This is a genomic window from Ligaoa zhengdingensis (assembly GCF_014384885.1).
Classification (GTDB): domain Bacteria; phylum Bacillota; class Clostridia; order Oscillospirales; family Ruminococcaceae; genus Ligaoa; species Ligaoa zhengdingensis.
Genome location: NZ_JACRST010000004.1, coordinates 136,780 through 159,923, shown reverse-complemented (window position 1 = coordinate 159,923; position 23,144 = coordinate 136,780). Strand labels below are relative to the sequence as shown.

General features: G+C 62.7%; 25 protein-coding genes. 7 read left to right on the top strand and 18 right to left on the bottom strand.

The window, feature by feature from the left end; genetic code table 11:
- Positions 1-134 precede the first annotated feature (134 nt).
- The 11 genes from H8711_RS05035 to H8711_RS04985 all read right to left on the bottom strand — a co-directional run bounded on the left by H8711_RS05035 (position 135) and on the right by H8711_RS04985 (position 9,203).
- Entirely contained in the window at positions 135-1,547 is a 1,413-nt protein-coding gene (locus H8711_RS05035) for an oxaloacetate decarboxylase subunit alpha (protein ID WP_249282449.1), read from the bottom strand.
- Between the two features lie 33 nt (positions 1,548-1,580).
- Positions 1,581-1,988 carry a biotin/lipoyl-containing protein gene (locus tag H8711_RS05030; protein WP_249282448.1) on the bottom strand — a complete coding sequence of 136 codons (408 nt, stop codon included), beginning with the start codon at positions 1,986-1,988 and terminating at the stop codon, positions 1,581-1,583.
- A gap of 67 nt (positions 1,989-2,055) precedes the next feature.
- Positions 2,056-3,453, bottom strand: a complete 1,398-nt coding sequence (locus H8711_RS05025) for a carboxyl transferase domain-containing protein (protein WP_249282447.1) — start codon at positions 3,451-3,453, stop codon at positions 2,056-2,058.
- A 231-nt stretch (positions 3,454-3,684) separates the two neighbouring features.
- Positions 3,685-4,065, bottom strand: coding sequence for a hypothetical protein (locus H8711_RS05020; protein ID WP_249282446.1), 381 nt, complete (start codon positions 4,063-4,065; stop codon positions 3,685-3,687).
- Positions 4,037-4,867 carry a pseudouridine synthase gene (locus H8711_RS05015; RefSeq protein WP_249282445.1) on the bottom strand — a complete coding sequence of 277 codons (831 nt, stop codon included), beginning with the start codon at positions 4,865-4,867 and terminating at the stop codon, positions 4,037-4,039. Before H8711_RS05015 ends, H8711_RS05020 begins: the two co-directional genes overlap by 29 nt.
- A 50-nt stretch (positions 4,868-4,917) precedes the next feature.
- A complete protein-coding gene (locus H8711_RS05010; RefSeq protein ID WP_249282444.1) occupies positions 4,918-6,051 on the bottom strand; it encodes a D-alanyl-D-alanine carboxypeptidase family protein in 1,134 nt (377 codons plus the stop codon).
- Between the two features lie 71 nt (positions 6,052-6,122).
- Positions 6,123-6,515 carry a GerW family sporulation protein gene (gene ytfJ, locus H8711_RS05005; RefSeq protein ID WP_249282443.1) on the bottom strand — a complete coding sequence of 131 codons (393 nt, stop codon included), beginning with the start codon at positions 6,513-6,515 and terminating at the stop codon, positions 6,123-6,125.
- 9 nt (positions 6,516-6,524) lie between these two features.
- Positions 6,525-7,151 (bottom strand): hypothetical protein, encoded by a 627-nt coding sequence (locus H8711_RS05000; RefSeq protein WP_249282442.1) that lies wholly within the window; start codon positions 7,149-7,151, stop codon positions 6,525-6,527.
- A gap of 33 nt (positions 7,152-7,184) precedes the next feature.
- The gene (gene scpB / locus H8711_RS04995) at positions 7,185-7,781 is read right to left on the bottom strand and encodes an SMC-Scp complex subunit ScpB (RefSeq protein WP_249282441.1); all 597 of its coding nucleotides are present in this window, start codon (positions 7,779-7,781) and stop codon (positions 7,185-7,187) included.
- Positions 7,782-7,827: 46 nt separating this feature from the next.
- Positions 7,828-8,526, bottom strand: coding sequence for a segregation and condensation protein A (locus H8711_RS04990; protein ID WP_249282440.1), 699 nt, complete (start codon positions 8,524-8,526; stop codon positions 7,828-7,830).
- A 14-nt stretch (positions 8,527-8,540) separates the two neighbouring features.
- A complete protein-coding gene (locus H8711_RS04985) occupies positions 8,541-9,203 on the bottom strand; it encodes a site-2 protease family protein (RefSeq protein ID WP_249282439.1) in 663 nt (220 codons plus the stop codon).
- Between the two features lie 370 nt (positions 9,204-9,573).
- On the opposite strand from H8711_RS04985, the gene rpmB reads away from it, so the two are divergent.
- Positions 9,574-9,762 (top strand): 50S ribosomal protein L28, encoded by a 189-nt coding sequence (gene rpmB, locus H8711_RS04980; protein ID WP_249282438.1) that lies wholly within the window; start codon positions 9,574-9,576, stop codon positions 9,760-9,762.
- Between the two features lie 152 nt (positions 9,763-9,914).
- Here rpmB and H8711_RS04975 read toward each other — a convergent pair whose 3' ends face one another.
- From H8711_RS04975 to nadE, 4 genes are all read right to left on the bottom strand, one after another.
- On the bottom strand, positions 9,915-10,562 hold the full coding sequence (locus H8711_RS04975; protein WP_249282437.1) for a GNAT family N-acetyltransferase: 648 nt from the start codon (positions 10,560-10,562) through the stop codon (positions 9,915-9,917).
- Between the two features lie 162 nt (positions 10,563-10,724).
- Positions 10,725-12,080 (bottom strand): PFL family protein, encoded by a 1,356-nt coding sequence (locus H8711_RS04970; protein WP_249282436.1) that lies wholly within the window; start codon positions 12,078-12,080, stop codon positions 10,725-10,727.
- A 20-nt stretch (positions 12,081-12,100) separates the two neighbouring features.
- Positions 12,101-12,370 (bottom strand): ACT domain-containing protein, encoded by a 270-nt coding sequence (locus tag H8711_RS04965; RefSeq protein WP_249282435.1) that lies wholly within the window; start codon positions 12,368-12,370, stop codon positions 12,101-12,103.
- A 37-nt stretch (positions 12,371-12,407) separates the two neighbouring features.
- Entirely contained in the window at positions 12,408-14,300 is a 1,893-nt protein-coding gene (nadE, locus tag H8711_RS04960) for an NAD(+) synthase (protein ID WP_249282434.1), read from the bottom strand.
- 196 nt (positions 14,301-14,496) lie between these two features.
- On the opposite strand from nadE, the gene H8711_RS04955 reads away from it, so the two are divergent.
- The 6 genes from H8711_RS04955 (at position 14,497) to spoIIR (ending at position 19,922) form a co-directional block, all read left to right on the top strand.
- Positions 14,497-15,309, top strand: coding sequence for a histidinol-phosphatase HisJ family protein (locus tag H8711_RS04955; RefSeq protein ID WP_249282433.1), 813 nt, complete (start codon positions 14,497-14,499; stop codon positions 15,307-15,309).
- 106 nt (positions 15,310-15,415) lie between these two features.
- Positions 15,416-15,895 carry an Lrp/AsnC family transcriptional regulator gene (locus H8711_RS04950; protein ID WP_249282432.1) on the top strand — a complete coding sequence of 160 codons (480 nt, stop codon included), beginning with the start codon at positions 15,416-15,418 and terminating at the stop codon, positions 15,893-15,895.
- Positions 15,895-17,088 carry an aminotransferase class I/II-fold pyridoxal phosphate-dependent enzyme gene (locus H8711_RS04945; RefSeq protein WP_249282459.1) on the top strand — a complete coding sequence of 398 codons (1,194 nt, stop codon included), beginning with the start codon at positions 15,895-15,897 and terminating at the stop codon, positions 17,086-17,088. The genes H8711_RS04950 and H8711_RS04945 overlap by 1 nt, the downstream gene beginning before the upstream one ends.
- Positions 17,085-18,227: a DUF362 domain-containing protein gene (locus H8711_RS04940; RefSeq protein ID WP_249282431.1), complete on the top strand. Its 1,143-nt coding sequence runs from the start codon at positions 17,085-17,087 to the stop codon at positions 18,225-18,227. Before H8711_RS04945 ends, H8711_RS04940 begins: the two co-directional genes overlap by 4 nt.
- Positions 18,228-18,240: 13 nt before the next feature.
- Positions 18,241-19,125 carry a 4-(cytidine 5'-diphospho)-2-C-methyl-D-erythritol kinase gene (gene ispE / locus H8711_RS04935; RefSeq protein WP_249282430.1) on the top strand — a complete coding sequence of 295 codons (885 nt, stop codon included), beginning with the start codon at positions 18,241-18,243 and terminating at the stop codon, positions 19,123-19,125.
- A gap of 128 nt (positions 19,126-19,253) precedes the next feature.
- Complete coding sequence (gene spoIIR / locus H8711_RS04930; protein WP_249282429.1) at positions 19,254-19,922, top strand: stage II sporulation protein R; 669 nt, start codon at positions 19,254-19,256, stop codon at positions 19,920-19,922.
- 66 nt (positions 19,923-19,988) lie between these two features.
- Here spoIIR and H8711_RS04925 read toward each other — a convergent pair whose 3' ends face one another.
- Genes H8711_RS04925 through H8711_RS04915 form a run of 3 tightly spaced genes read right to left on the bottom strand, consistent with a single transcriptional unit; the run spans position 19,989 to position 23,088 of the window.
- The gene (locus H8711_RS04925; RefSeq protein WP_249282428.1) at positions 19,989-21,218 is read right to left on the bottom strand and encodes a M20 family metallo-hydrolase; all 1,230 of its coding nucleotides are present in this window, start codon (positions 21,216-21,218) and stop codon (positions 19,989-19,991) included.
- Between the two features lie 12 nt (positions 21,219-21,230).
- Positions 21,231-22,403, bottom strand: coding sequence for an amidohydrolase family protein (locus tag H8711_RS04920; protein WP_249282427.1), 1,173 nt, complete (start codon positions 22,401-22,403; stop codon positions 21,231-21,233).
- Between the two features lie 43 nt (positions 22,404-22,446).
- Positions 22,447-23,088: a hypothetical protein gene (locus H8711_RS04915; RefSeq protein WP_249282426.1), complete on the bottom strand. Its 642-nt coding sequence runs from the start codon at positions 23,086-23,088 to the stop codon at positions 22,447-22,449.
- Between the last annotated feature and the right edge of the window lie 56 nt (positions 23,089-23,144).

Below are 23,144 nucleotides of genomic sequence, written 5' to 3'. Positions count from 1 at the left end.
GGCCTTTGTCTTATTAGTGTAGCATATCTCACATTTTTTTGCATCCCCACCCCAAAAAAATTTCGCCGGAAACAGGGAAACGGAGCGGAAGAATTGATCTTCCGCTCCGTTTCATTCGTGGACAGAACCTTCTATCACACGGGGTGAACTTTATTTTTGTCGTCCAGGTGCTCGCCGTCGATGCCATATTTCTTTTGGCGGCGGCTCTCGAAGAATTTGGGGGCAACCTGCGGGAACATCGCCCAGGTGAGGACATCCTCGTCCTGCTCGTTGTACTTCGCGGGCAGCTCGGCTCTCATCTTATCCAACTCGGGCTCCAGCAGGTCGGCGGGACGGCACTCGATGGGCTTGTCGTCGCCGATGATCTTCTTACGGAACGCCGGGTCGATGGGAGCGGGGGTCTTGCCGTACTCGCCGCGCACCAAGCCCTTGAACTCCTTGGTGACCATCTTGTAGCGCTCGCCCATAATCACGTTGAACACCGCCTGGGTGCCGACGATCTGGGAAGTCGGGGTGACCAGCGGCGGATAACCGGAATCCTTGCGGACGTTGGGAATTTCCTTGAGCACATCCTCGAATTTGTCCTCCTGGCCCGCCTGCTTGAGCTGGGACACCAGGTTGGAGAGCATTCCGCCCGGCACCTGATAGAGCAGGGTGTTGGCGTCGACGCCCATCACCTTGGGGCTGAGCAGGCCCTCGGCCAGATATTTTTCACGCAGCTTGGCGAAGTGCGCGCGCACCACGTCCAGCTTTTTGAGGTCGAGGCCGGTGTCGTAGGGCGTACCCTGGAACGCGGCAACGACCGATTCGGTCGCGGCGTGGCTGGTGCCCATCGCCAGGGGGGACATCGCGGTATCCACGATATCCACGCCCGCCTCCACCGCCTTGATGATCGACATCGAGGCGAGGCCGGAGGTGTAGTGGGTGTGCAGCTGGACGGGAATCTTGACGTTCTTTTTGAGCGCTCGCACCAGCTCGTCGGCCATATACGGGGTGACCAGGCCGGCCATATCCTTGATGCAGATCGAGTCCGCGCCGGCGTTCTCGAGCTGCTTGGCGTATTTCACAAAGTAGTCGAGGTTGTGCACCGGGCTCAGGGTGTAGGAGATGCAGGCCTGCAGGTGTGCGCCCTCCTTCTTGGTCGCCTTGATGGAAGCCTCGAGGTTGCGAATATCGTTGAGCGCATCGAAGATGCGCAGGATGTCGATGCCGTTGGCGACCGACTTCTGCACGAAGTAGCTCACCAGGTCGTCCGCATAGTGGCGGTAGCCCAGCATGTTCTGGCCGCGGTACAGCATTTGCAGCTTGGTGTTGGGCATACGCTTGCGGATGGTGCGCAGACGCTCCCACGGGTCCTCATCCAAAAAGCGGATGCAGGCGTCGAAGGTGGCGCCGCCCCACACTTCTGCGGAATAGTAGCCGACCTCGTCCATGGCGGGCAGGATATCGTACATTTCATCCATGCTCATGCGCGTGGCAATCAGCGACTGATGCGCGTCGCGCAGCACGGTTTCGGTAATTTTCAAAGGTTTTTTTGCCTGTGCCATCAAAACACTCTCCTTTCTGCGGGAAATCTCCGATTAATCCATGGTGACAACCAGATCGTTCGAGTTGACCGAAGCGCCCTGCGCCACGTTGACCGAAGCGACCACGCCGTCCTGCGGCGCCATGATGTCGTTCTCCATCTTCATGGCCTCGAGGACGACCAGCACGTCGCCCTTCTTCACCGCCTGGCCGGCGGTGACGTTCACCTTGACGATGGTGCCGGGCATGGGGGCGTTGATCTTGATGGAACCGGAACCGCCCGCAGCAGGAGCGGGAGCGGCGGCGGGAGCAGGGGCCGCAGCCGGAGCGGGTGCAGCGGCAGGAGCCGCAGCGGGAGCAGGGGCCGGCGCGGGGGCAGGGGTAGCGGCGGGCGCGCCCGCGCCCAGTTCTTCAACCTGTACGTCATATGCTTTACCATTCACGGTGACTCTCATTCTTTTCACAGCGGGTTCCTCCTATAATCGTAATCTATCAAAATGGATGGGTTCACTCGAAAGGACCGGGCCTCGGTCACAGAGGCAGGTTGCCGTGCTTCTTGGGCAGCTTGGTCACCCGCTTGCCGGACAGCATATCCAGCGCGGAGATCAGCAGGTTGCGGGTGTTGGCCGGGTCGATCACATCGTCCACCGTGCCGTCCGCGCTCGCCTGATAGGGGCTCGCTTCGCCCGCAATATAGTCGGCGGTAACCGCCGCCATATCCTTGTTCTTGGTCACGTCGTCGCCGTGCAGAATCGCCGCGACCGTCTCGGGCTTGAGGGCGGAGATCACTGCGGAGGGCCACGCCAGCACCAGGTCGGCGCCCGCGTTCTTGCCCGCCATGGCCACATAGGCCGGGCCGTAGGCCTTGCCGGTGACCACCGCGATCTTCGGGGTGGTCGCTTCCGCATAGACATGCGCCAGCTTGGCCGCCTCGCGCACCATGCGCAGCGGATTGTGGCCACTTTCGCCGGCCTGGAACCCGCAGGTGTTCACAAAGGTGACCACCGGGATCTGGAACGCGTCGCAGACCTGCATCAGACGGGCCGCCTTTGCGCAGGAGCGCGCGTTCAGCGCGCCGCCCTCGGTCGCGACCACGCCGCAGGTGAAGCCGCCCAGGGTGGCCATCGCCGTATAGACGCTGTCGTCGAAGCCGCCCAGCAGCTCGACCGCGCTGTCCGCGTCGAACACCGCTTTTACCAGGTCAGCCGCTTTGATGTCGCCGCTCTCGCAGGCGGCGGTGAGGCTCGCCTCGAGGCCGGAGGCCGCGAAGTCGAAGATGGGCAGCGAGGAGAGGTTATTCTGTGGCATCATGGAGACCAGGTGGCGCGCCTTGGCGATCGCCGCATCCGCGTCCTTCTCCACGATGTGGGCGACGCCCGCCTTGGCCGCGTTATCCGCGGTGCCCTCGCCCTTGGCAGGGGTGAGGAACAGCTCGGCCTTTTTGCTCATCACGACGAAGTCCGCGCCCGCCGCCAGCATGGCCGCGCAGCCCGCGCACACGCCGGCCACCACCGAAACCTGGGGTACAACGCCCGACAGGCTGTTGCCGCACAGCAGCATCTCGCCGTAGGCCGCCAACGCGTCGTTGCCCTCGGTCAGGGCCGCGCCGAAGGAATCGTAAATTCCCACTACAGGGGAACCGGTTTTGACCGCCAGGTCGTAGACCTTTTTGATTTTGGCCGCCTGGACTCTGCCCACCGCGCCGTTCGCATCCGACTTGTCCTGCGCGAACGCAAACACCGTGGTGCCCTCCACAGCGCCGTAACCGGTGACAACACCGGCGCTGCCGCCTGCCGCCTTTGCAAAGGCGTCCAGCTCGGTGAAGGTGCCCTCGTCGAACAGAAGGGCCAGTCTCTCGCGGGCGGGGGAAGCCACTACCGCCTTCTCGCGAGCGCTCGCCAGAAGGCTCATTTTGCTTTCAGCACTCATCATGTTTCCTCCATTTCTATCGGCTAACAATAAATTAGAAACTACCCAGCTTTTTCGCAAGGCGGGCCGGGCGGGCCCCACACAGACGCGAAAAAACGCCGCATCCCCGTATTTTCTCCCCGTAGCCGGCCGCGAACCAGCCGGTTTTTGGGAGGAAATCGAAAATGTAACCAGAATACATTATACACTTTGCCCGTTCTGGTTACAAGGGATTTTCGGCGTTTTTATCTTTTATTTGGCGCAATTTTTGCAGGTTGACAAAAATTTGTCAATATCTTCGATCAATTTGTTGGCAAAGCCGAACGCGCGCAGCCGCGCAAACGCGGCCTCGTCAAAGCTGCCGGCAAATTCGGCCGGGCCGACGCCGCACGACCGGGCATAGCCCAGCACCGAGCGCACCAGCCCGTCGATCAGCGCGTCGCCATATTCCGGCCGCGCGCCCGCGTCGATGAGCGTCAGGCGGCCGTCCCGCAGCAGGAACAGGCAGTAGCCCACCGGTTCCCCGCGGTCGAACGCGCCGTAGCTCTCGTATTCCTCATTGTACAGGAGGTTGGACGCCTCGCAGAAGGCCTCGAGCGCGTCCTCAGCGTCTACCTTTTTGAGCTCGAGCAACGCGCGTCCCCCCCATCTCGCGGATTGGGCGGTCCGCCCGTTCGCGCGCCTGCTGGTCGGCGCTGCGCATCATGCCGTTTAAGGTGTTGAGCTCCAGCTCGGTGAGCTCGCGCCACTGGCCGGGCGGCAGCATCCCCAGGCGCACCGGCCCGATGCTGACCCGCTTGAGGCGCGCAACCTCCAGCCCCACCGCCTCGCACATCTTGCGAATCTGGCGGTTGCGGCCCTCAGAGATCACCATCTGCATCACCACGCGGCCCGGCTCTTTGGTGAGCACCGTCACCTGCGCGGGCGCGGTCATCACACCGTCGATCTTCACGCCCTCGGTCAGCTGCACCAGCTGTTTGTCGTTCACATCCGGGCGGACGGTGACGCGGTAGGTCTTGGAGATGTGGTAGCGCGGGTGCATCACCCGGTTGGCGAACTCCCCGTCGTTGGTGAAGATCAGCAGCCCTTCGGAGTTGCGGTCCAGCCGCCCGATTGGGTAGACCCGCTCGGGCACGTTCTGCACCAACTCGGCCACGCATTTGCGGTCCATCTCGTCGTTCAGGGTGGTGACGTAGCCGCGCGGCTTGTTGAGGGCGATGTAATACCGCCGCTTCTTCACCCCGGCGTTGAGCTTCACGCCGTCCACCACGATGAGGTCGCGGCGCGGGTCCACCTTCTGTCCGATCGTCGCCTTGCGGCCGTTCACCGTGACCACGCCCGCCTCGATCATCTCCTCGGAGCGGCGGCGGCTCGCGACCCCCTGGTCGGCCATCACCTTCTGAATGCGCACGCCGTCCGTCTTTTTCTCTACCATGTCTGATAACATCCTTTCTCGCACTGCTCACGCAGTTCCCGCCGGCCCGTTCAGCCGGCCTCTTTTCCAAAGAGCCGGCCCCACAGCCCGCTCCAAAATCCCGTCTTTTTTTCACTGACCGGCCGCGCCGCCACCCCGTCACGGGTGCACAGCGGCAGACGCAGCAGCTCCTCGCCGTCCAGCGTGAAGCACGCTTCCCCCACGCACTCGCCCGCGCGCACCGGCGCGAGCGCGAATGGGCGCAGCGTCACCTCGGCCTTCACCCGTTCCTGTTCCCCCTCGGCCAGCGCCACATGGGCGTCTGCGGCGGGCAATACCGCCACGCTGTCCGCCAGTCCACCGCCCACCGGCAGGGCCAGCTCGGGCAGCAGGCTCGCGAGGTCGGCCGCCTGCACCTGGGCAAAGCTGCTGTCGAGCAGCTGGGCGTGGGTGCGCCAGTCATCCGGGCAGCCCAAAGTGACGCAGATGAGGGTCACCCCGTCCCGCTGCGCGGCCGACACCAGACAGCGCCCCGCGCTTTTGGTAAAGCCTGTCTTGACGCCGATCGTTCCGTCATAGTCCTGCAAAAGCCGGTTGTGGTTTTTAAGCCATCGCTTGTACGGCGGGTTGCCGTAGGAAAGCGTCATGCGGTACTGCCCGCAGATTTCCGCGAAGTCGGGGTTTTGAAGCGCCGCGCGTGCGAGCATCGCCATGTCGTACGCGGTGGAATAGTGGTTGTCGCCGTCCAGCCCCGACGGGGTTTCAAACGAGGTGTCCTTGAGCTCCAGCTCGGCCGCGCGCTCGTTCATCCTCTGCACAAATGCGTCCTGACTGCCCGCGATGCGCACCGCCGCCGCGTTGGCCGCGTCGTTGCCCGACGCAAGCAGCATCCCCGCGGCCAGAGTGCGCAGGGTGACGATATCCCCCTCGGTGAGCCCCATCGAGGAGCCCTCCACCCGGATCGCCTGCGGGTCCACCGTGAATTCCTCGTCCAGCCCCTCCTGCTCGAGGGCGAGCATCGCCGTCATGATCTTGGTGGTGCTCGCCATCGCCAGGCGTTCGTGCTCGTTTTGCCCGAACAGCACCCGCCCGCTCTGCGCCTCGATCACCACCGCGCCCTTGGCGTTCACCGCGCGCGCCGTGGTGCACATCGTCAGCCCCAGCAGCGCGGCGGCCGCTGCAAAACACAATCTTTTTTTCCACATGCCAATCACCTGCCTGTGGAAAGTGTATGCAGCAAAGTCCCGCGCCTATGCGGGAGGATGCCGCCGGAGGATCATCCCTGCTGCGCGGGCGTTTCCTTCTTCTTGCCGAACATGCCCGCAAACTTGTCGATCACCTCGGGCACCAGGTTCACCGCGCGATCGACCGAGTCGCTGTACTGCTCCATCTGAAGCAGCCGCACACTGCCGCCCGGGGTAATCACTAGAAACGCGAGCGGCTGGATGGTGACCCCGCCGCCGCTGCCGCCGCCGAACAGCTCGCGCGGCTTGGACGTGGGCAGGTCGGAACCGCCCGACGCGAACCCGAAGCTCACCTTGGAAACCGGGATGACCACCGTGCCGTCGGGCGTGACGATCTGTTCGCCGATGATGGTGTTGACGTCCACCAGCGCCTTGAGCTTTTCCATCGAGGAGTTGAGAATCCCTTCAATATGTTCTTGACTCATCCTTGCACCTCATTTTCTTTCCTGTTGTATCCCGCCGCCGGACTGCGCGCCCCGCACGGCCATCTTCCACAAAAACGACGCGGCCACCCGCACTGCCGCTGCCAGCACCACCAGCGGGGTGACCCTCACGCGGAAGCGCAGGGTGAAGCTCCCCCGGTCGGACAAAAAATCCGGCCGCAGGTCGAGCACCGCGCGGTCGATGTTGACGAGGCTCCTCAGCGTAGCGTAGGCGCCGTGCAGATAGGCGTTCATCCGCCCGTACTCCAGGGCGGTGCCCGCCGCGTCCCCCTTCGCCACAATCATGTGCAGCTCCAGCCCGCGCACCCGCAGGTTGCGCCAGAGCATCCGGACGCCGCCGGTGGCGGAGCGGATGAGGTCCAGCGTCATTTCTATGGTGTCGGTGAGCGCCTGCGGCTCGCTGCCCGTCTTTTTTTCCTTCTTTTTGAGCTCCTTTTTCTCTTCCTGTTCCGCGTTCTCTTCCAGCTTCCTGGCGTCCCGCTTGGGCTGGTTGATGCGCACCTTGAGGAACAGATAGCTCACCCACAGCCTGATCTCCCCGTCCCAGTCCACCAGGAGGGACACGGGCAGGCAGAGCAGCAGGAGCAGCACGCCCAAAATCCACAAAAAAACCGTCATCTTGTCACCGCCGTTCCGTCGGCTTGCGGCGGATCACTCCGCCTGTTCGTCAAAGCTGACCTGCCCCGCGATCTGCTCCTCGTCCCCGGGGCCAGCGCCGGCCTCCCCGTCTTCGCCGTCCTCAGACGGGGGCTTGGGCAGGTCGTCGAGGCTGTTGAGCCCGAAGCAGCGCAGGAAGTTGGAGGTGGTGACATATGCCACCGGTCGGCCGGGCAGCTCCAGCCGACCGTGCTCCTCCACCAACGCCTTCTCCACCAGAGTATTGACCACGCTGCCGCTGTCTACACCGCGCACCTGCTCGACAAACGATTTTGTCACCGGCTGGTTGTACGCGATGATCGCCAGGGTCTCCATGGCGGCCTGCGAGAGCGGCTGGTTGCGCCTGATTTCCAGGGCGCTGCGGATGTACGGCGCGTACTTCTGGCGGGTGCACATCTGGTAGCTGTCCCCCAGCATCACGATCTCCACCGCGCCGTCCTCCTCGTCGTAGTGGTCGCGCAGCCGGTCGAGCACACTGTAGGCCACCGGGATGTCGCACTCCAGTACCTGGGCCATGCGCGCCGCCGACACCGGCTCGCCGCTCGCAAACAACACCGCCTCCGCGATTTTTTCCACTTTGTTGAGCTTCAAGTCGTTTCCTCCCGTCTACTGGAATGAACCCGCCGCCCGCCTGCGATCACCGGCGGAAGGTGAGGTCGGCGTTGTCGTCGGAGAGCTGCACCCGCTTGGATTTGACCAGCTCGAGCACAGCCAAAAAGGTGGCGACCATCTCGCTGCGGTCGCCGGCCGATTCAAACAGGCTGTCGAACCGCACCACCCGCTGGCGGTACAGCCGCTTGAGCACATAAATAATCTTGGAGGTCACGCTGACCACCCGCCGCTTGACGATGCCCGAAAAGGCCGCCACCGGGGGCGGCATGCGTTTCTGCGCCTTGCCCAGCGCCGAAAGGTAAGCGGCGATCAGGTCGCCGGGCGGGTGCTCGCGGGTGTAGGTGCAGTCGGCCTCCAGCTCCATCGGGGCGCGCACAAAGAGGTCCGCCGAGCAGTTCTGCGCGGCCAGCAGCGCGGCTACCTGCTTGCAGGCCTGGTATTCCAGCAGCTGCCCGGTGAGCTCCTGCTTGAGCTTGTCCTCTTCCTCCTCGTGACGGGGCAGAAGGGACACCGTCTTGAGGTAGACCAGGCGCGAGGCCATCTCCAGAAACTCGCTGGCGACCTCCATATTTTGAAACTGCGCCTCGTCGATATACGCCATGTACTGCTCAAGCAGCTTGGCGATCTCGATATCGTAGATGTTCAGCTTGTGCTTGGAAATGAGGAACAGCAGGAGGTCCAGCGGGCCCTCGAACTGATCCAGCTTAAATGTGAGCTGCTCCATACCCGTCTCCCCGATTAAAACAGCACGCCCAGCAGCAGGTCCACCGGCAGGGTGATGAGGCTCACCAGCTTGAGCAGCAGGTTGGTGAGGAAGCTAAGCGGCACGGAGAGCACGCCGGTCACCAGCAGCACCAGCATGACGATGTAGATGATCTGCTGATACTGCTCGATCTTCGCATAAGCCTGCCAGGGCAGCAGGTATTCGAGCAGGCGGGAGCCGTCCAGCGGCGGCACCGGCAGCATGTTGAACACCGCCCAGCGCGCGCTGGTCTGCGCGATCATCAGGATCACCCACAGCAGGATGTTGACGATGTAATTTTGGATGCCCGCCGCGACGACGATCGCGCTGAGCACCTTGTAGACGATCATCAGCAGAATAGTGAGAACCACGTTGGACGCGGGACCGGCCAGCGCCACCAGCATCATGTCCCGCTTGGGGTGGTTTAAGTTGCGCATGTACACCGGCACCGGCTTGCCCCAGCCGATACCCACCAGCAAAAACGAAATGCTTCCCACCAGATCGAGGTGGGCGAAGGGGTTGAGGGTCATGCGGCCGCTCAGACGCGCGCTGCCGTCCCCCAGCTTGTCGGCCGCCCAGGCGTGCGCATATTCGTGCACCGGCATGATGGTGAGCAGCATGATGGCTCCGATCAGGATGTTCGACAGGGATAGGTTCATAAAATTTGTTCACTCCAACTTCTTTGTGCGCCGTAAAACCGCACTTACGCCGCCGTCTTGCCCCGCGCCGCGCCAAAAAACGGCGGGAAACGTTATCTTTTATTATAACTTTGGCGGGGAATAATTACAAGAGAAACGGTTGGGCCTGCCGTTTTTTTACCAAAAATTCATATTTCGCCCGACTATTTTCGCAAAAAGCCTTGATTTCGCCGGGCAAATCTGATAGTATACTAATGTTGACTTTCTAAATCCGCGCGTTTATACCGACTTTGGCGCGGCATTTAAATCTATCTACGGCGAAACCTTGCGAGAGCTTCCTTTCGCATGCTATACGGCCAGAAATTAGGTCGGTGAGGAGGTGCAATATCTTATGGCAAAATGCGACATCTGCGGAAAAGGCGTTACCTTCGGGATCCAGGTTTCCCACTCCCACAGACGCTCCAACCGGACGTGGAAACCCAATGTGAAACGTGTTAAGGCGATGGTCAATGGCACACCCTGCCACATTTACGCTTGCACCCGTTGCCTGCGTTCGGGTAAGGTGACCCGCGCAATCTAACAACGATTTGCTGCAATGAATGGGCGGCGGTATCCTCAGTGGATGCCGCCGCCTTTTTCTTTGCTCATCGCTGCGCTGCATTGGTCGCAGATCATGTGTAGAAACGCACCCTCTTTTCAGAAACAACTGACGGGCAAATTGAAATTTTACGCCTACGCTTTGTAGGGTTTGACCCTTTGAAGCATCATCTCGAATTTCTTCTGCGTCATCGTACCACAGACGATATCCTTGGCAGGAAACAATTTATCGTATTCTTTTACAAGGCTTTCGTCTACATTGTAAATCTCATCTTCATAATAGCGACCTTGTACTTTTGCAAAAGCCCCCGTGTATAATTCACAAGCGTGAAGCGCATCAGCATACAGGTTTTCCGAATTACGAATGCCGTAATTTTCTGCCGCCACAAACCCTTGGCGCGTATAATAATCGGGGTCGCCGCACAGCAAGATACCTCTAAAACCGAGTTTCTTTGCAATTTCCCTGGTGCGGGCGATCATCATGCCGCCGACGCCCATTTTTTGATATTCCGGTAGCACGCCAATAGGGCCGAGGCTTAACACCTCATAACGTGTTCCGTCGTCGCCGGCAATATAAGATTTCAAGCACATCGAGTTGCCAACAATTTTCTGCCCATTCACCGCTACAATATCAAGTTCCGGGACAAATACAGAGCAATCCCGCATGATATGAATCAAATAATGGTCATTGCAAGCGGGCGTGTAATGGTTCCAAAACGCTTCTCTTATTACATTCTCTGTTTCAAAATAATCGTTGGGCTGTTCCTGCCTCAATTCAATCATAATAACCTCTTCAAACTTCAAATTATCATTGCCTTATTTGCAAATTATACTGTACACGACAGGCAAACGCAAGAAAAAAATCCCCGGCAGATGGGTTTTTATCCGCCGAGGATTTTTATTGTCCTATGAGGCCTATCGGCGGGGCGCTTTTCGATCCCCTGCTCAGTTTTTGAGGGATTGCAGCGGCGCGGGGATGCGCCCGCCGCGCGCGATGAACCGCGCGGGGCTGTTGGGGTTGAGCGCCATCACCGGGCCGAAGCCCAGCAGGCCGCCGAAGTCGAGCTCTTCGCCCTCCTTCTTGCCAATGGCGGGGATGAGGCGCACGGCGGTGGTCTTGGAATTGACCATGCCGATGGCGGCCTCGTCCGCGATGATGGCGGAGATCACCTCGGGCGGGGTGTCGCCGGGCACCACGATCATATCGAGGCCCACCGAGCAGACGGCGGTCATCGCCTCGAGCTTTTCGATGCGCAGCGCGCCGCAGCGAGAGGCCGCGATCATGCCCGCGTCCTCGGTGACCGGGATGAACGCGCCGGAGAGGCCGCCCACATGGGACGACGCCATCACGCCGCCCTTTTTGACCGCGTCGTTGAGCAGCGCGAGCGCGGCGGTGGTGCCGTGCGCACCGCACTTCTCCAGCCCCATCGCCTCCAGGATGTAGGCGACCGAATCCCCGATCTCGGGGGTGGGGGCGAGCGAGAGGTCGACGATGCCGAACGGCACGTCCAGGCGGCGGGACGCCTCGGTGCCCACCAGCTGGCCCATGCGGGTGATCTTAAAGGCGGTGCGCTTGATAATGTTGGCCACCTCGGTGAGGTCGCAGTCGCCCGCTTTTTTCAGCGCTGCGCGCACCACGCCCGGGCCGGAAACACCCACGTTGATGACGCAGTCGGGTTCGCCCGGGCCGTGGAACGCGCCCGCCATAAAGGGGTTGTCCTCGGGGGCGTTGCAGAACACCACCAGCTTGGCCGCGCCGATGCACTGGCGGTCGGCGGTGAGGCGTGCGGCCTCCACCACCTGCCGGCCCATCAGGCGCACCGCATCCATGTTGATACCGGACTTGGTGGAGCCGATGTTGACCGACGAACAGACGTGGTCGGTGACGGCCAGCGCCTCAGGGATCGACTCAATGAGGGCGCGGTCGCCCGCCGCGAAGCCCTTATGCACCAGCGCGGAGTAGCCGCCGATAAAATTGACCCCCACCGCGCGCGACGCGCGTTCCAGGGTTTTGGCGTATTCCACAGGGTCGCCGCCGCTGACCGCCAGCACCATGGCGATCGGGGTGACAGAAATGCGCTTATTGATGATCGGGATGCCGTATTCCGCCGCGATATCCTCGCCGGTCTGCACCAGCTTTTGGGCGCGCCGGGTGATCTTCTCATAGATCTTGTCGCAGCTTTTGTGGATGTCGCTGTCGCAACAGTCGAGCAGCGATATGCCCATGGTGATGGTGCGGATATCCAGATTCTCGTCCTGGATCATCCGTATGGTCTCCAGAATATCGTTGGTGTTAATCATGCCGGTTCCCCCTTCTGCACTTAAATACGATGCATCGAGTTGAAAATATCCTCGTGCATCACATGGATTTGCAGACCCATTTCCTCGCCGAGCTGATTCATCTTCACCTGGATCTCCTTAAAATCGCAGCTGATTCTCGAGATGTCCACCATCATAATCATGGCGAACATATCCTGCATGACCGACTGGGTCACGTCGTTGACATTCGCATTGCAGGCGGCGCAGATAGACGAAACCTTCGCTAAAATACCCACTCTGTCCTTGCCTACCACAGTGATGACTGCGCGCATAAAAAATTCCTCCTCAAATTTCGGTCTGTCAGTGAATTTATACGGTCATCTCCTCCAACTCGGCCAACAGCGCGCGGCAGTCGCCGTCGGAGGGGATGGTGAAGTTCTGCCCCAACAGGTTCACCTCGGTGATCGAGGCGGCGTCGGGGGAACAGCTTCTCTTAAACTGCGCGGCGAAGAAGCGGCGCAGGAACAGCTCCAGCTTCTCTTTAATGAACGCGGGCTCCAGCTGGGGGCCGAACGCCACGCAGGCGTAGCGCAGCAGCTTGGCCGGGCGGAAGCCGTATTTGACAAAATAATAGGTAAAAAAGTCGTGCAGGTCGTAGCTGCCGAGAATCTCCTCGGTCTTTTGCGCAATCTGCCCGCCCGGCTGCGCGGGCAACAGCTCGGGGCTCACCGGGGTGGCCAGGATATCCCGCAGGATGTGCGCCACGGGGCCGCCCGGCGCCTTGGCCGCGGCCCCGCCGTAGGCCAGCGCCGCCGCCTGCACCACAAGCCCCGCGTCGGCCACGTATTTGACCACCGCCCGGATCATACTCTTGGTCAGGCAGATGTTGACGTTGTAGCCCGCCATCTGGTCGCCCCCAAAGGTACACCAGCCGAGCGCGGCCTCCGACAGGTCGCCGGTGCCGATCACCAGCCCGCCCACCTGGTTTGCGATGTCGAACAGAATCTGGGTGCGCTCGCGCGCCTGCGCGTTCTCATAGGTCACATCGCGGCTGTTCGGGTCCTGCCCGATGTCGCGGAAGTGCTGGGTGCAGGCCTCGCGGATGGACACCTCGGCGCAGGAACAGCCCAGCTCCTTCATCAGCGCCTTGGCGTTTCGCAGGGTGCGGTCGGTGGTGCCGAAACCCGGCATGGTGACAGCGCACAGCGCCTCGCGCGGCAGGCCCAGGCAGTCGGCCGCGCGCGCGGCCACCAGCAGCGCCAGGGCGCTGTCCAACCCGCCCGACACCCCGAGCACCATCTTTTGAATGCCGCTGTTTTGCAGCCGCCCGATCAGCGCCGACACCTGCAGGGCAAACAGCTCGCCCACATAGGCGTCGCGGTTGGGGCAGGTGAGGAACGGGTTCTGCGGGATGCGCCGCAGGATACCCTTCTTGCCGTCGGAGAGGCCCGCGGAAAAGAACGGCTTCACATACACGCCGCCCGGCTTCTGCGCGGCGATGATGTCGAGGTCGATGTCCGCGCCGACCGCTTCGACCGGCGAGAGGCAATCGGCGTTCTTCTGCGCGGCGAAGCGCAGCTCCTCCCCGCATTCGTAGACGCCCGCAAACCCGCCGAACAGCCAGGGGCTGGTGGTGTCCCCGCCCCCGCCGTTGCAGAGCGCCGCCGCGCAGCCCAGCGCCTTGGTGACCAGCCGCGCGGTGCGCCTGGCCTCGCTGATATAGCCCGCGTAGAGCGGCGCGCAGGAGGGGCAGACCACCAGGTCGCACCCGGTCGCTGCGAGCTCGGCTGTGTGCAGCAGCAGGCGGTCGGGCGGGCAGGAGCAGATGGTGAAGCGGCAGCCACCCGCAGAAAAGACGGCGCCCGCGGGCAGCACCCGGTCGGAGTAGCGGCCGTCGAAGCGGGAGGACGGCCCGGGCTCGGCGGGCACAAAGCCCACGAGCTGCCCGCTGTGCAGCACCGCGCACACCGGCGCGGGCTTGCCCCAGTCGTCCAGCAACAGCCCCGCGATCACATAGCAGGGCAGATCGGCGGTGGCGAGGCGCAGCTCGTCCAGCGCATCGCGCGCGGCGTCGAGCAGGGCGCTGTTGCCCGAAAGGCTGCCGCAGCCCGCACCGGTGAGCGCAAAGGCGGGCAGCACGATCAGGTCGGGGCAATCGCTGCGCACCGACTCGATCGCCTCCAGGGCGGATTGCAGGCAGATATCCGGCCGCAGCGAGCGGACCCGGTTGGAAATGCAGCAGACGCGGATGAGCGAATTCACAGGAAACATCCTTTCCGATACCAGAATGAACAGTATAATTTTATCACAACTGCACAAATAGTCAAACAAAAAAGGCGCAAACCCCACTACAAAAAGGATTTAAAATATGTTACAATAGGGACATTGGTGAATTTATCGAAAATAGACGGACAGTCTGTCCACATTCCGTCTATTTCGCCGAAAGGAGTCCCACGCGATGTTATACAATCTGTTCGATAGCCACACCCACAGCGACAATTCCTTCGACGGCACCCACTCGATCATGTTCATGTGCGAAAGCGCCATCGCGCGCGGCCTGCTGGGCATCGCGGTGACCGACCACGCGGACATCGACTTCTTCGAGGAGCAGCAGTTCCTGCGCCGGCTGGGGCAGTCCTACTTCGAGGTGCAGAAGGCCCGCTCCGCCTTCGGCAGCGGGTTTGCGCTCTCGTCGGGGATAGAAATTGGCGAGCCGGACGCGGACCCCGCGCTGGCCGACCGGGCGCTGGCCGCGGGGAAATTCGACTTTGTCATCGGGTCGGTGCATTCGGTGTGGGACAAAAAGGACCCCTACTATATGAACTTTGCGGGGGAGGACGACCCCTATGCGGTGCTGGGGGCCTACTTCGACCGGATGCAGCTCCTGCTCGACTGGGGAAAATTCGACGTGCTCGGCCACCTGACTTACCCGATGCGCTACATCGCGCGCGACGGCCGCGACGACGTGACCCTCGAGCGGTTCGACGGGGTGATCGACGAAATTCTGCGCCGCGTAGCGCACGCGGGCAAGGGCATCGAGATCAACACCTCCGGCCTGCGCCAGCCTTTGGGGCTCACCATGCCCACCCTGCGCTATGTGCGGCGGTACCGCGAGCTGGGCGGCGAGATCATCACCATCGGGTCGGACGCGCACCGCGCCGAGGACCTGGGCGCGGGCATCGCGGACGGCATGGAACTGGCCCGCGCCGCGGGTTTCCGCTATTTCTGTTTCTATAAGCGCCGCGAACCGCGGATGCTGCGGCTTTACTGACAGATTTTCCCGCTGGTTTGTTGCAAAGGGCACGCAATTGTGGTAAACTTTCCTGTAATCACCGTTTTTTGCGGTGAAATTTTGAAAAAAATGGAGTGATCTTGTCATGGATAAACTGTTGACGTTGCTGGAAGACAACGCCAGAATGCCCAATGAACAACTGGCGGTCATGCTTGGGAAAAGCGAGGAAGAAGTGGCGGCGGCGATCGCAGGCTACGAGAAGGACGGGGTCATCCATGGCTATAAGACCCTTATCGACTGGGAGAAGGCCGGGCGCGACCTGGTCACCGCGCGCATCGAAATCCGCGTCTCCCCCAAAAAGGACCGCGGCTTTGAGGAGATTGCGGAGACAATCATGGAATTCGACGAGGTGGAGACCGTCTACCTGATGAGCGGCGGCTACGACCTCGCCCTCACCGTGACCGGCAAAACCTTCAAGGATGTGGCGCTGTTTGTGGCGCACAAGCTCTCCCCCCTGGATTCGGTGCTCTCGACCGCCACCCATTTTGTGCTGCGCAAATATAAGGAGCGCGGCTTCCGCGTGGTGGGCGAGGAGCGCGACGAGAGGAGTGTCACCCTGCTGTGATCAACTACGAAACCATCCTCTCGAACAAGGCGAAAACCATCAAGCCGTCCGGCATCCGCAAGTTTTTCGATATCGCGGCCGAGATGGACGATGTGATTTCGCTCTCCGTGGGCGAACCCGATTTTAAAACCCCCTGGCAGATCCGCGACGCGGGCATCCGCTCGCTGGAAAAGGGCAAGACCTGGTACACCGCCAACGCGGGCCTCGCGGAGCTCAAAGTGGAAATCTGCCGTTACTTAAAGAACCACTTCGACCTCAGCTACGACCCCAAAACCGAAACGATGGTGACGGTGGGCGGCTCGGAGGGCATCGATATCTGCATCCGCGCGCTGGTCAACCCCGGCGACGAGGTGATTGTGGTGGAGCCCTGCTTCGTCTCCTACGCGCCCATCGCGGAGCTGACCGGCGGCAAGGTGGTGCCGATCGCCACCAAGGCAGAAAACCACTTCCGTTTGACAGCCAGTGAACTGCGCGCCGCCATCACCGACCGCACCAAGCTGCTGATCCTGCCCTTCCCCAACAACCCCACCGGCGCGGTGATGCGCCGCGAGCACCTGGAGGCGATCGCCGAGGTGCTGCGCGGCACCGACATCATGGTGCTGTCCGACGAAATCTATGCGGAGCTCACCTATGGCGACGAGCGCCACGTCTCGTTCGCCGAGCTGGACGGCATGTGGGAGCGCACCATCCTGATTAACGGCTTCTCCAAGGCCTACGCCATGACCGGCTGGCGGCTGGGCTACGCCTGCGGACCGGCCCCGATCATCAAGCAGATGCTCAAAATCCACCAGTTCGCCATCATGTGCGCCCCCACCACCAGCCAATATGCGGCGATCGTGGCCCTGCGCGAATGCGACGACCAGATTGTGGCGATGCGCGACCAGTACGACATGCGCCGCCGCCTGCTGGTGAGCGAGCTCAACAAGCTGGGGCTCACCTGCTTTGAGCCGGAGGGCGCGTTCTACGTGTTCCCTTGCATCCGCTCCACCGGGCTGTCGTCCGACGACTTCTGCCGCCAGCTCCTGGAGACGCGCCACGTGGCGGTCATCCCGGGCACCGCGTTTGGGGAGAGCGGCGAGGGCTTTGTGCGCGTCTCCTACTCCTATTCGATCAGCCACCTGATGGAAGCGCTGAGGCGCATCGGCGCGTTCCTCAAGGACCTCAAATCAAAGCAAACGGAGGAATCGGTTTGACCCGCGTCTCCATCCTTTCCACAACGGAATACAACCCCGCGCTGCTGGACTCAGCGGTCGAACAACACATTCGGCTGCTGGGTCTTGATCGTTTGCTGCGCCCCGGCCTGCGCGTGACCCTCAAGCCCAACCTGCTGCTGCGACGTTCCCCCGAGGAGGCGACCACCACCCACCCCGAGCTGGTGGCGGCGGTGGTGCGGGCGCTCAAACGGCGCGGCGTCACCCGCATCACCATCGCCGACAGCCCAGGCGGTCCCTATCTGTCAAGCCTGCTGGCAGGTATCTACAAGGCGAGCGGCATGGCCGCCGTGACCGAGGCCGAGGGGATCACCTGCAACCTGGAGGTGGGCTGGCAGGAGGTGCCCGCACAAAACGCCCGGCAGGTATCCTCCTTCAACCTCATCGACCCGGTGGCCGACGCCGACCTGGTCATCAACCTGTGCAAGCTCAAAACCCACTGTATGACCGGCCTCTCGGGTGCGGTGAAAAACCTGTTCGGCTGTGTGCCGGGGCTACAAAAACCCGAGTTCCACTACCGCTTCAAAAATCCTGAGGAATTCTGCGGGATGCTCGTCGACCTGTGCGAGACGGTGCGTCCCGCCGTCACCTTTGTGGACGCGGTGGTTGCCATGGAGGGGGACGGCCCGAGCGGCGGTTCTCCCCGGCCGGTGGGGCTCACCCTGTGTGCCGAAAACCCCTACGCGCTCGACGTAGCCCTCTGCCGCCTGATCGGGATGCCGGAGGAGCGCGCGCTGACCGTGAAGGCAGCGCGGACGCGGGGACTGGCCCCCGCCCTCTCCGAGCTGGAGCTGGTGGGGGAGCCGGAGCGGCTGGCGCCCGTCGAGGGCTTCCGGATGCCCGCCGTCAAATCGGTGGATTTCAACACCCGCCTGCCCCGCTTCATCCGGCGGCCGGCCGACTGGTTTGCCGGCCGCTTCCTCACCCCGCGCCCGGCAATCCGCACCGCTGGGTGCATCGGCTGCGGCAAGTGCGCCGAGAGCTGTCCCGCCCACACCATCGCGGTGTCCGGCGGCAAGGCCCATATCGATTATACAAACTGTATCCGCTGCTACTGCTGCCACGAGATGTGCCCGGTGAAGGCGATCGATATCCGGCGCAGCGGGCTGTTTTATCACTGAAGGGGGAATTTTTATGCCGTCGATCACTCTGTCGGCCGCGGCCAAGCTGAACCTCACCCTGGGCATTGAGGGCCGCCGCGCCGACGGCTACCATGAGATGAAGATGGTGATGCAGTCGGTGGACTTATGCGATACGGTCGCGGTCGAGCTGACCGGCGCGCCGGGGATCTCGATCCGCTGCGACGACCCCGCCGTGCCCTGCGATGGACGCAACCTGTGCCACAAGGCGGCGCAGCGCTTCTTTGAGGTGGCCGACATCCGCGGCGCGGGCGCTGTCATCTCCATCCGCAAGGTCATCCCGATGCAGGCCGGGCTGGCCGGCGGCAGCGCCGACGGCGCGGCCGTGCTGGCTGCGCTGAACGAGCTGACCGGCTCCCCGCTGGAAAAGGCGCAGCTGCTTCTCCTCGCGGCCTCAATCGGGGCCGATCTGCCCTTCTGCCTCACCGGCGGCACCCGCCTCGCCGGGGGCATCGGGGAGAAACTCGCGGCGCTACCCCCTCTGCCCGACTGTGCGGTCGTGATCGCCAAGCCGGAGGAGGGGATGCCCACCGCAACCTGCTTTGCGCGGTACGATGCGATCGCCGCCCCTGCCCAGCCGGACCACGGCGGGATGTGCGCGGCGCTCGCCGCGGGCGACCTGCGCGGGGTGGCAAAGCGGCTCTGCAACGTGTTGGAGCCGGCCGCGGACCTCGACTGCGTGGAGCTCCTCAAGCGCCGCCTGCGGGAGCTGGGCGCGCTGGGCGCCTGCATGACCGGCAGCGGCACGGCGGTGTTCGGCCTGTTCGAGCGGCCGGACGAGGCGCGGGCCTGCGCCGATGCGCTCGCCGGGGAGTGCCGCGTCGCATTCGTCGCGCGCCCCTGCCCCACAGGGTGGCGGGTGACGGCGCACGGGGGCTGAGGCTGCGAAAGATTTCGCAGTATATTTCCCCTGACAAGTTGTATAATACCAAAATTTACCGCCCAAACTGAGTGTAGGGCGCACAAGCGACTGCGCGCCCATCCATCTCGGAAAGGGCGGTCTTTTTTATGAAGCGTTGGGAACTCGCCATCCTCATCGGGCTCATTCTCGCCATCTTCACCGGCAGCATGTCCGGCTTCGCCGCGCAGTGTGAAACGGTGCGGGAGGATACCATCCGGTTACATATTCTGGCCAACTCGGACAGCGACGCGGACCAGGCCCTCAAGCTCAAGGTGCGCGACGCGGTGCTGCGCGAGGGGGCCGACCTGTTCGGCACAGCGCCCGACAAGCGCGGGGCCGTGGAGCTGGCCCGCAGCAATACCGGCCGGATCGCAGAGATCGCCGAGCGCACCCTGCGCGAAAACGGCTGCGGCGACCCGGTGGAGGTGCAGGTGGTGAACATGTACTTCGCCACTCGGCAGTACGGCGATGTGGTGATGCCCGCCGGGCACTACGACGCGGTGCGCATCCTGATCGGGGAGGGCAAGGGGCACAACTGGTGGTGCGTGATGTTCCCGCCCATGTGCCTGCCCGCAGCGGAAAGCCGCGGCACCCGCGAAGCCGCCCTGGCCGAGGGAGAGCTGATTCCGGCTGAACCGGAATACAAGGTCAAATTTGCCGTGGTAGAGGCCTACGAGGCGCTCAAGGAAAGGCTGGAAAAGCTGTTCTCCGGCGAGTGCAGCCCGGCCGTATCATCTGCAAAACAGAATCAACAAAGCGCTGCGGAACCCAAATGATTCCGCAGCGCTTTTCGCTTTTGTGGGGCAAACCGAAAAAGCTCGCACCCCATATTCTTGATACAATCAGGATTCGCACAGCCGCTTGACCACCGCCTCGAGCACGCGCGCACCCTTGGCGATCTCCTCCCAACCGGTGTTTTCCTCCGGGCAATGGCTGCGCCCGCCCGCGCTGGGCAGGAAGATCATCCCCACCGGGCAGGCTTCCGCCAGATTCATGGCGTCGTGCCCCGCGCCCGACGGCAGGCGCATCGAGGAATAGCCCAGCCGGGCGGCCTCCTCCTCGATCGAGGCCATGATGCGCGCATCCATCTGCACGGCCGGGAGCACGCCGCCGTCCTCGTATTGGTACGAGAGCCCGAGCGCCTTGAGCGCTTCCAGCGCCTCCAGCAGCAGCTCCCGCATCCGCTTCACCAGCCCGCCGTCCCGGCAGCGGTAATCCACCGAGAAAACGACCCGGTCGGGCACCACGTTGGCAGAGCCCGGGTGGACCACCAGCTTGCCCACCGTGGCCACCACCCCGCCGCCGAGTTGACCCGCCGCCTCATAGAACCGGCCGATCACCTCCACCGCGCCGCGCATCGCGTCCAAGCGCAGCTCGGTGGGCGTGGTGCCCGCGTGGTCGGCCCGGCCGCACACCGTCACCTGGCCAAAGCACATCGCCGCGATGCAATCCACCACGCCGATCTCCCGTCTATACTGCTCCAGCACCGGGCCCTGCTCGATGTGCAGCTCAACAAACGCCTTCAGGTCATCCGGCCGCAAAACCTCAGCGGGCAGATCCGCCAAGCTGAGGCCGCACGCCGCGGCCGCATCCGCAAACGTCACGCCGTCGTCGTCGCGCAGCGCCGCCAGCTCTTCCGCCGGAATCAGCCCGAGCAGGGCCGCGCTGCACAGCAGGCCGTAGCCGAACCGTGTCCCTTCCTCCTCGAGAAAGCCGACGATCTCCACCGGATTGCTCGGGAAATAACCGTCCTCCCGCATCGAACGGGCCATCTCCAAAGCGGCGACCAGGCCGCAGACGCCGTCGAATGCGCCGCCGTTATGCACCGTATCGTAATGCGACCCGGTCAGCACGGCGGGCCGGCCGGGGTTCTTCCCCGCAAGGCGGCCGAGCAGGCAGCCGGAGGGATGCTCGCGCACCGCGAGCCCAGCCCGTTCCATCTCAGTGAGGAGATAACGCCGCGCCTGCCCCTCCTGCGGGGAGAAGCTCAAGCGGGTGACCCCTGCGCCGGGCGTGGCGGTAAACGCCCGCAGCGCCTCGATATCCGCCCGGATGCGCTCTATCCGGATCATATCGTCACCCCTTTACGCGCGCTTATCCACCAGCTTGACGCCGTCCTTATAGACCAGATCCACCTGCGCCATCGCCTTGATGTCGTCCAGGGGGTTCTCCTTCACCGCGATGAAGTCGGCCAGCTTGCCCGCCTCCAGCGTGCCCACACGGTCCTCCATCATGCAGATTTCCGCACCGCTCCTGGTGGCGGCCACAATCGCGTCCATATTGCTGGCGCCGAAGTTCACCAGGCACTCCATCTCGTAGGAGATCAGTCCGTGCATACTGTCGGTGCCGATGGCGTACCGCAGGCCGGATGCGAGGATGCGGCTGAACGTCTCCGCCTCGACCTCGCGGTTGTGCAGCACCTTCGCCTTGATGGCGGGGTTGGAAAAGTCGCTCTGTTCGATGCCGGTGGGATGGAACATGATCGAGAAGGTGCCGACCACCCACATCTGCTTGTCGCACATGCGCTTGATCTGCTCATCGGTCAGCAGCGCGCCGTGCTCGATGGTGCGCACCCCCTCCTCGATGCACAGGTCCACGCCCGGTCCTCCGTGTGCATGGGCCGCCACGTAAGTGCGCATCCGGGTGGCCTCCTCCACCGCCGCTGCGACCTCCTCGCGGGAGAAGCCGCAGAAGTCCACCGGCGGGCGGGAGCTGCTCATGCCGCCGGTCATGAACATCTTGACGAAGTCCGCGCCCTTGGCGAAGTTTTTCCTGATGTTTTTGCGCACCTCATAGGGGGTGTCGGAGGTGGTGAGGCCCACGCCGTGGCCGTTGGTGGCCACGATGCCGATGCCGCCTGCGAAGATGCGCGGGCCCTCGATCAGGCCCTCGTCAATTGCATTGCGAATGTCGAGGTCGATCCAGTGCTCCTCGCCCATGATGCGCATGGTGGTGACGCCGCTCTCCAGCTGGCGCCGGATGTTGGGCATCGACCGCAGGATGTTGCGACCCGCGGGCAGGGCCATCTGCGCGAGCTGGTTGCCCTGCGCGGGCACGATGGAAAGATGGGTGTGGCTGTCCACCAGGCCGGGCAGCAGGTAGTAACCGCTCAAATCCACCACAGGCAACCCCTCAGCTTTGAGCGACGTGCCCACCGCGGCGATCTTGCCGTCCCGCACAATCATCTCGCCGTTTGGCAGCAGGCCTGCGCCCGTCCCATCGATGATTCCTTTGGTTTTTACGATATATTCTTTCACGGGTAGTTCCTCCTTTCGCTCCTCCCCTTTAACGCGCGGCGGGTCATTCCCCCCGCACAGTTCCCTCGGGCCGGTCGTCCGCCTGCGGCTCGGCGAGCGCGGCGGGGCCCTCCTCGGGCTCCTCATCCATAAAGGTGAGCTCTTTGTATTTGATATCGAGCATGTAGTTGCGTTCGCGAATCTCCGCGTCGATGATGCGGTAGAACTTTTTCTTACCCTTTTGGCACAGGCAGGCGTAATGCGGCTTGTAGATCACTTCCATCTCCCTGAAATCCACCTGGGGGATCGAGCGGTACTTGCGGTACCCCTTGTTCGCCAAGAACTTGCCGATCTGCAGCTCGGCCTTTTCGCGGTCATATTTGCACGCGACCACCTGGCCCGCCGGCACATCCTTTTCCAGCATATCCGGCTTGCCGCGCATATCCTGCACCACGCCAAACGCGCCCTCCATCACCGCCATGCCCACCATCTGGCGGGAGGGCAGCTTGGCCGCACGCTTGAAGGTCAGCACCGTGCCCGCCACGTAGTAGGGGTAATAGAACTTGTTCACCTTGAGCACTGTCGTCGCGATGGGCTTGCGGCCCAGCTTATAAAGCAACACGCCCAGCAGGCCCAAATTTTCATGCTTTGCCAGCTCCTCGGCCTGTTCGGGCGTCAGCCGGTTCAGGGTGGTTTTGATCTTCATGGTTGGTACTTCCCTTCTGTGGTTTCAATCACTGTTTGCTGCCAAAAGCAGAATGT

Bases quoted from the DNA above. Each gene is read 5' to 3' on its own strand.
- H8711_RS05035 (WP_249282449.1), bottom strand. From the start codon at position 1,547: ATGGCACAGGCAAAAAAACCTTTGAAAATTACCGAAACCGTGCTGCGC.
- H8711_RS05025 (WP_249282447.1), bottom strand. From the start codon at position 3,453: ATGAGTGCTGAAAGCAAAATGAGCCTTCTGGCGAGCGCTCGCGAGAAG.
- H8711_RS05015 (WP_249282445.1), bottom strand. From the start codon at position 4,867: ATGGTAGAGAAAAAGACGGACGGCGTGCGCATTCAGAAGGTGATGGCC.
- H8711_RS05010 (WP_249282444.1), bottom strand. From the start codon at position 6,051: ATGTGGAAAAAAAGATTGTGTTTTGCAGCGGCCGCCGCGCTGCTGGGG.
- ytfJ (WP_249282443.1), bottom strand. From the start codon at position 6,515: ATGAGTCAAGAACATATTGAAGGGATTCTCAACTCCTCGATGGAAAAG.
- H8711_RS05000 (WP_249282442.1), bottom strand. From the start codon at position 7,151: ATGACGGTTTTTTTGTGGATTTTGGGCGTGCTGCTCCTGCTGCTCTGC.
- H8711_RS04990 (WP_249282440.1), bottom strand. From the start codon at position 8,526: ATGGAGCAGCTCACATTTAAGCTGGATCAGTTCGAGGGCCCGCTGGAC.
- H8711_RS04985 (WP_249282439.1), bottom strand. From the start codon at position 9,203: ATGAACCTATCCCTGTCGAACATCCTGATCGGAGCCATCATGCTGCTC.
- rpmB (WP_249282438.1), top strand. From the start codon at position 9,574: ATGGCAAAATGCGACATCTGCGGAAAAGGCGTTACCTTCGGGATCCAG.
- H8711_RS04975 (WP_249282437.1), bottom strand. From the start codon at position 10,562: ATGATTGAATTGAGGCAGGAACAGCCCAACGATTATTTTGAAACAGAG.
- H8711_RS04970 (WP_249282436.1), bottom strand. From the start codon at position 12,080: ATGATTAACACCAACGATATTCTGGAGACCATACGGATGATCCAGGAC.
- H8711_RS04965 (WP_249282435.1), bottom strand. From the start codon at position 12,370: ATGCGCGCAGTCATCACTGTGGTAGGCAAGGACAGAGTGGGTATTTTA.
- H8711_RS04955 (WP_249282433.1), top strand. From the start codon at position 14,497: ATGTTATACAATCTGTTCGATAGCCACACCCACAGCGACAATTCCTTC.
- H8711_RS04950 (WP_249282432.1), top strand. From the start codon at position 15,416: ATGGATAAACTGTTGACGTTGCTGGAAGACAACGCCAGAATGCCCAAT.
- ispE (WP_249282430.1), top strand. From the start codon at position 18,241: ATGCCGTCGATCACTCTGTCGGCCGCGGCCAAGCTGAACCTCACCCTG.
- spoIIR (WP_249282429.1), top strand. From the start codon at position 19,254: ATGAAGCGTTGGGAACTCGCCATCCTCATCGGGCTCATTCTCGCCATC.
- H8711_RS04925 (WP_249282428.1), bottom strand. From the start codon at position 21,218: ATGATCCGGATAGAGCGCATCCGGGCGGATATCGAGGCGCTGCGGGCG.
- H8711_RS04915 (WP_249282426.1), bottom strand. From the start codon at position 23,088: ATGAAGATCAAAACCACCCTGAACCGGCTGACGCCCGAACAGGCCGAG.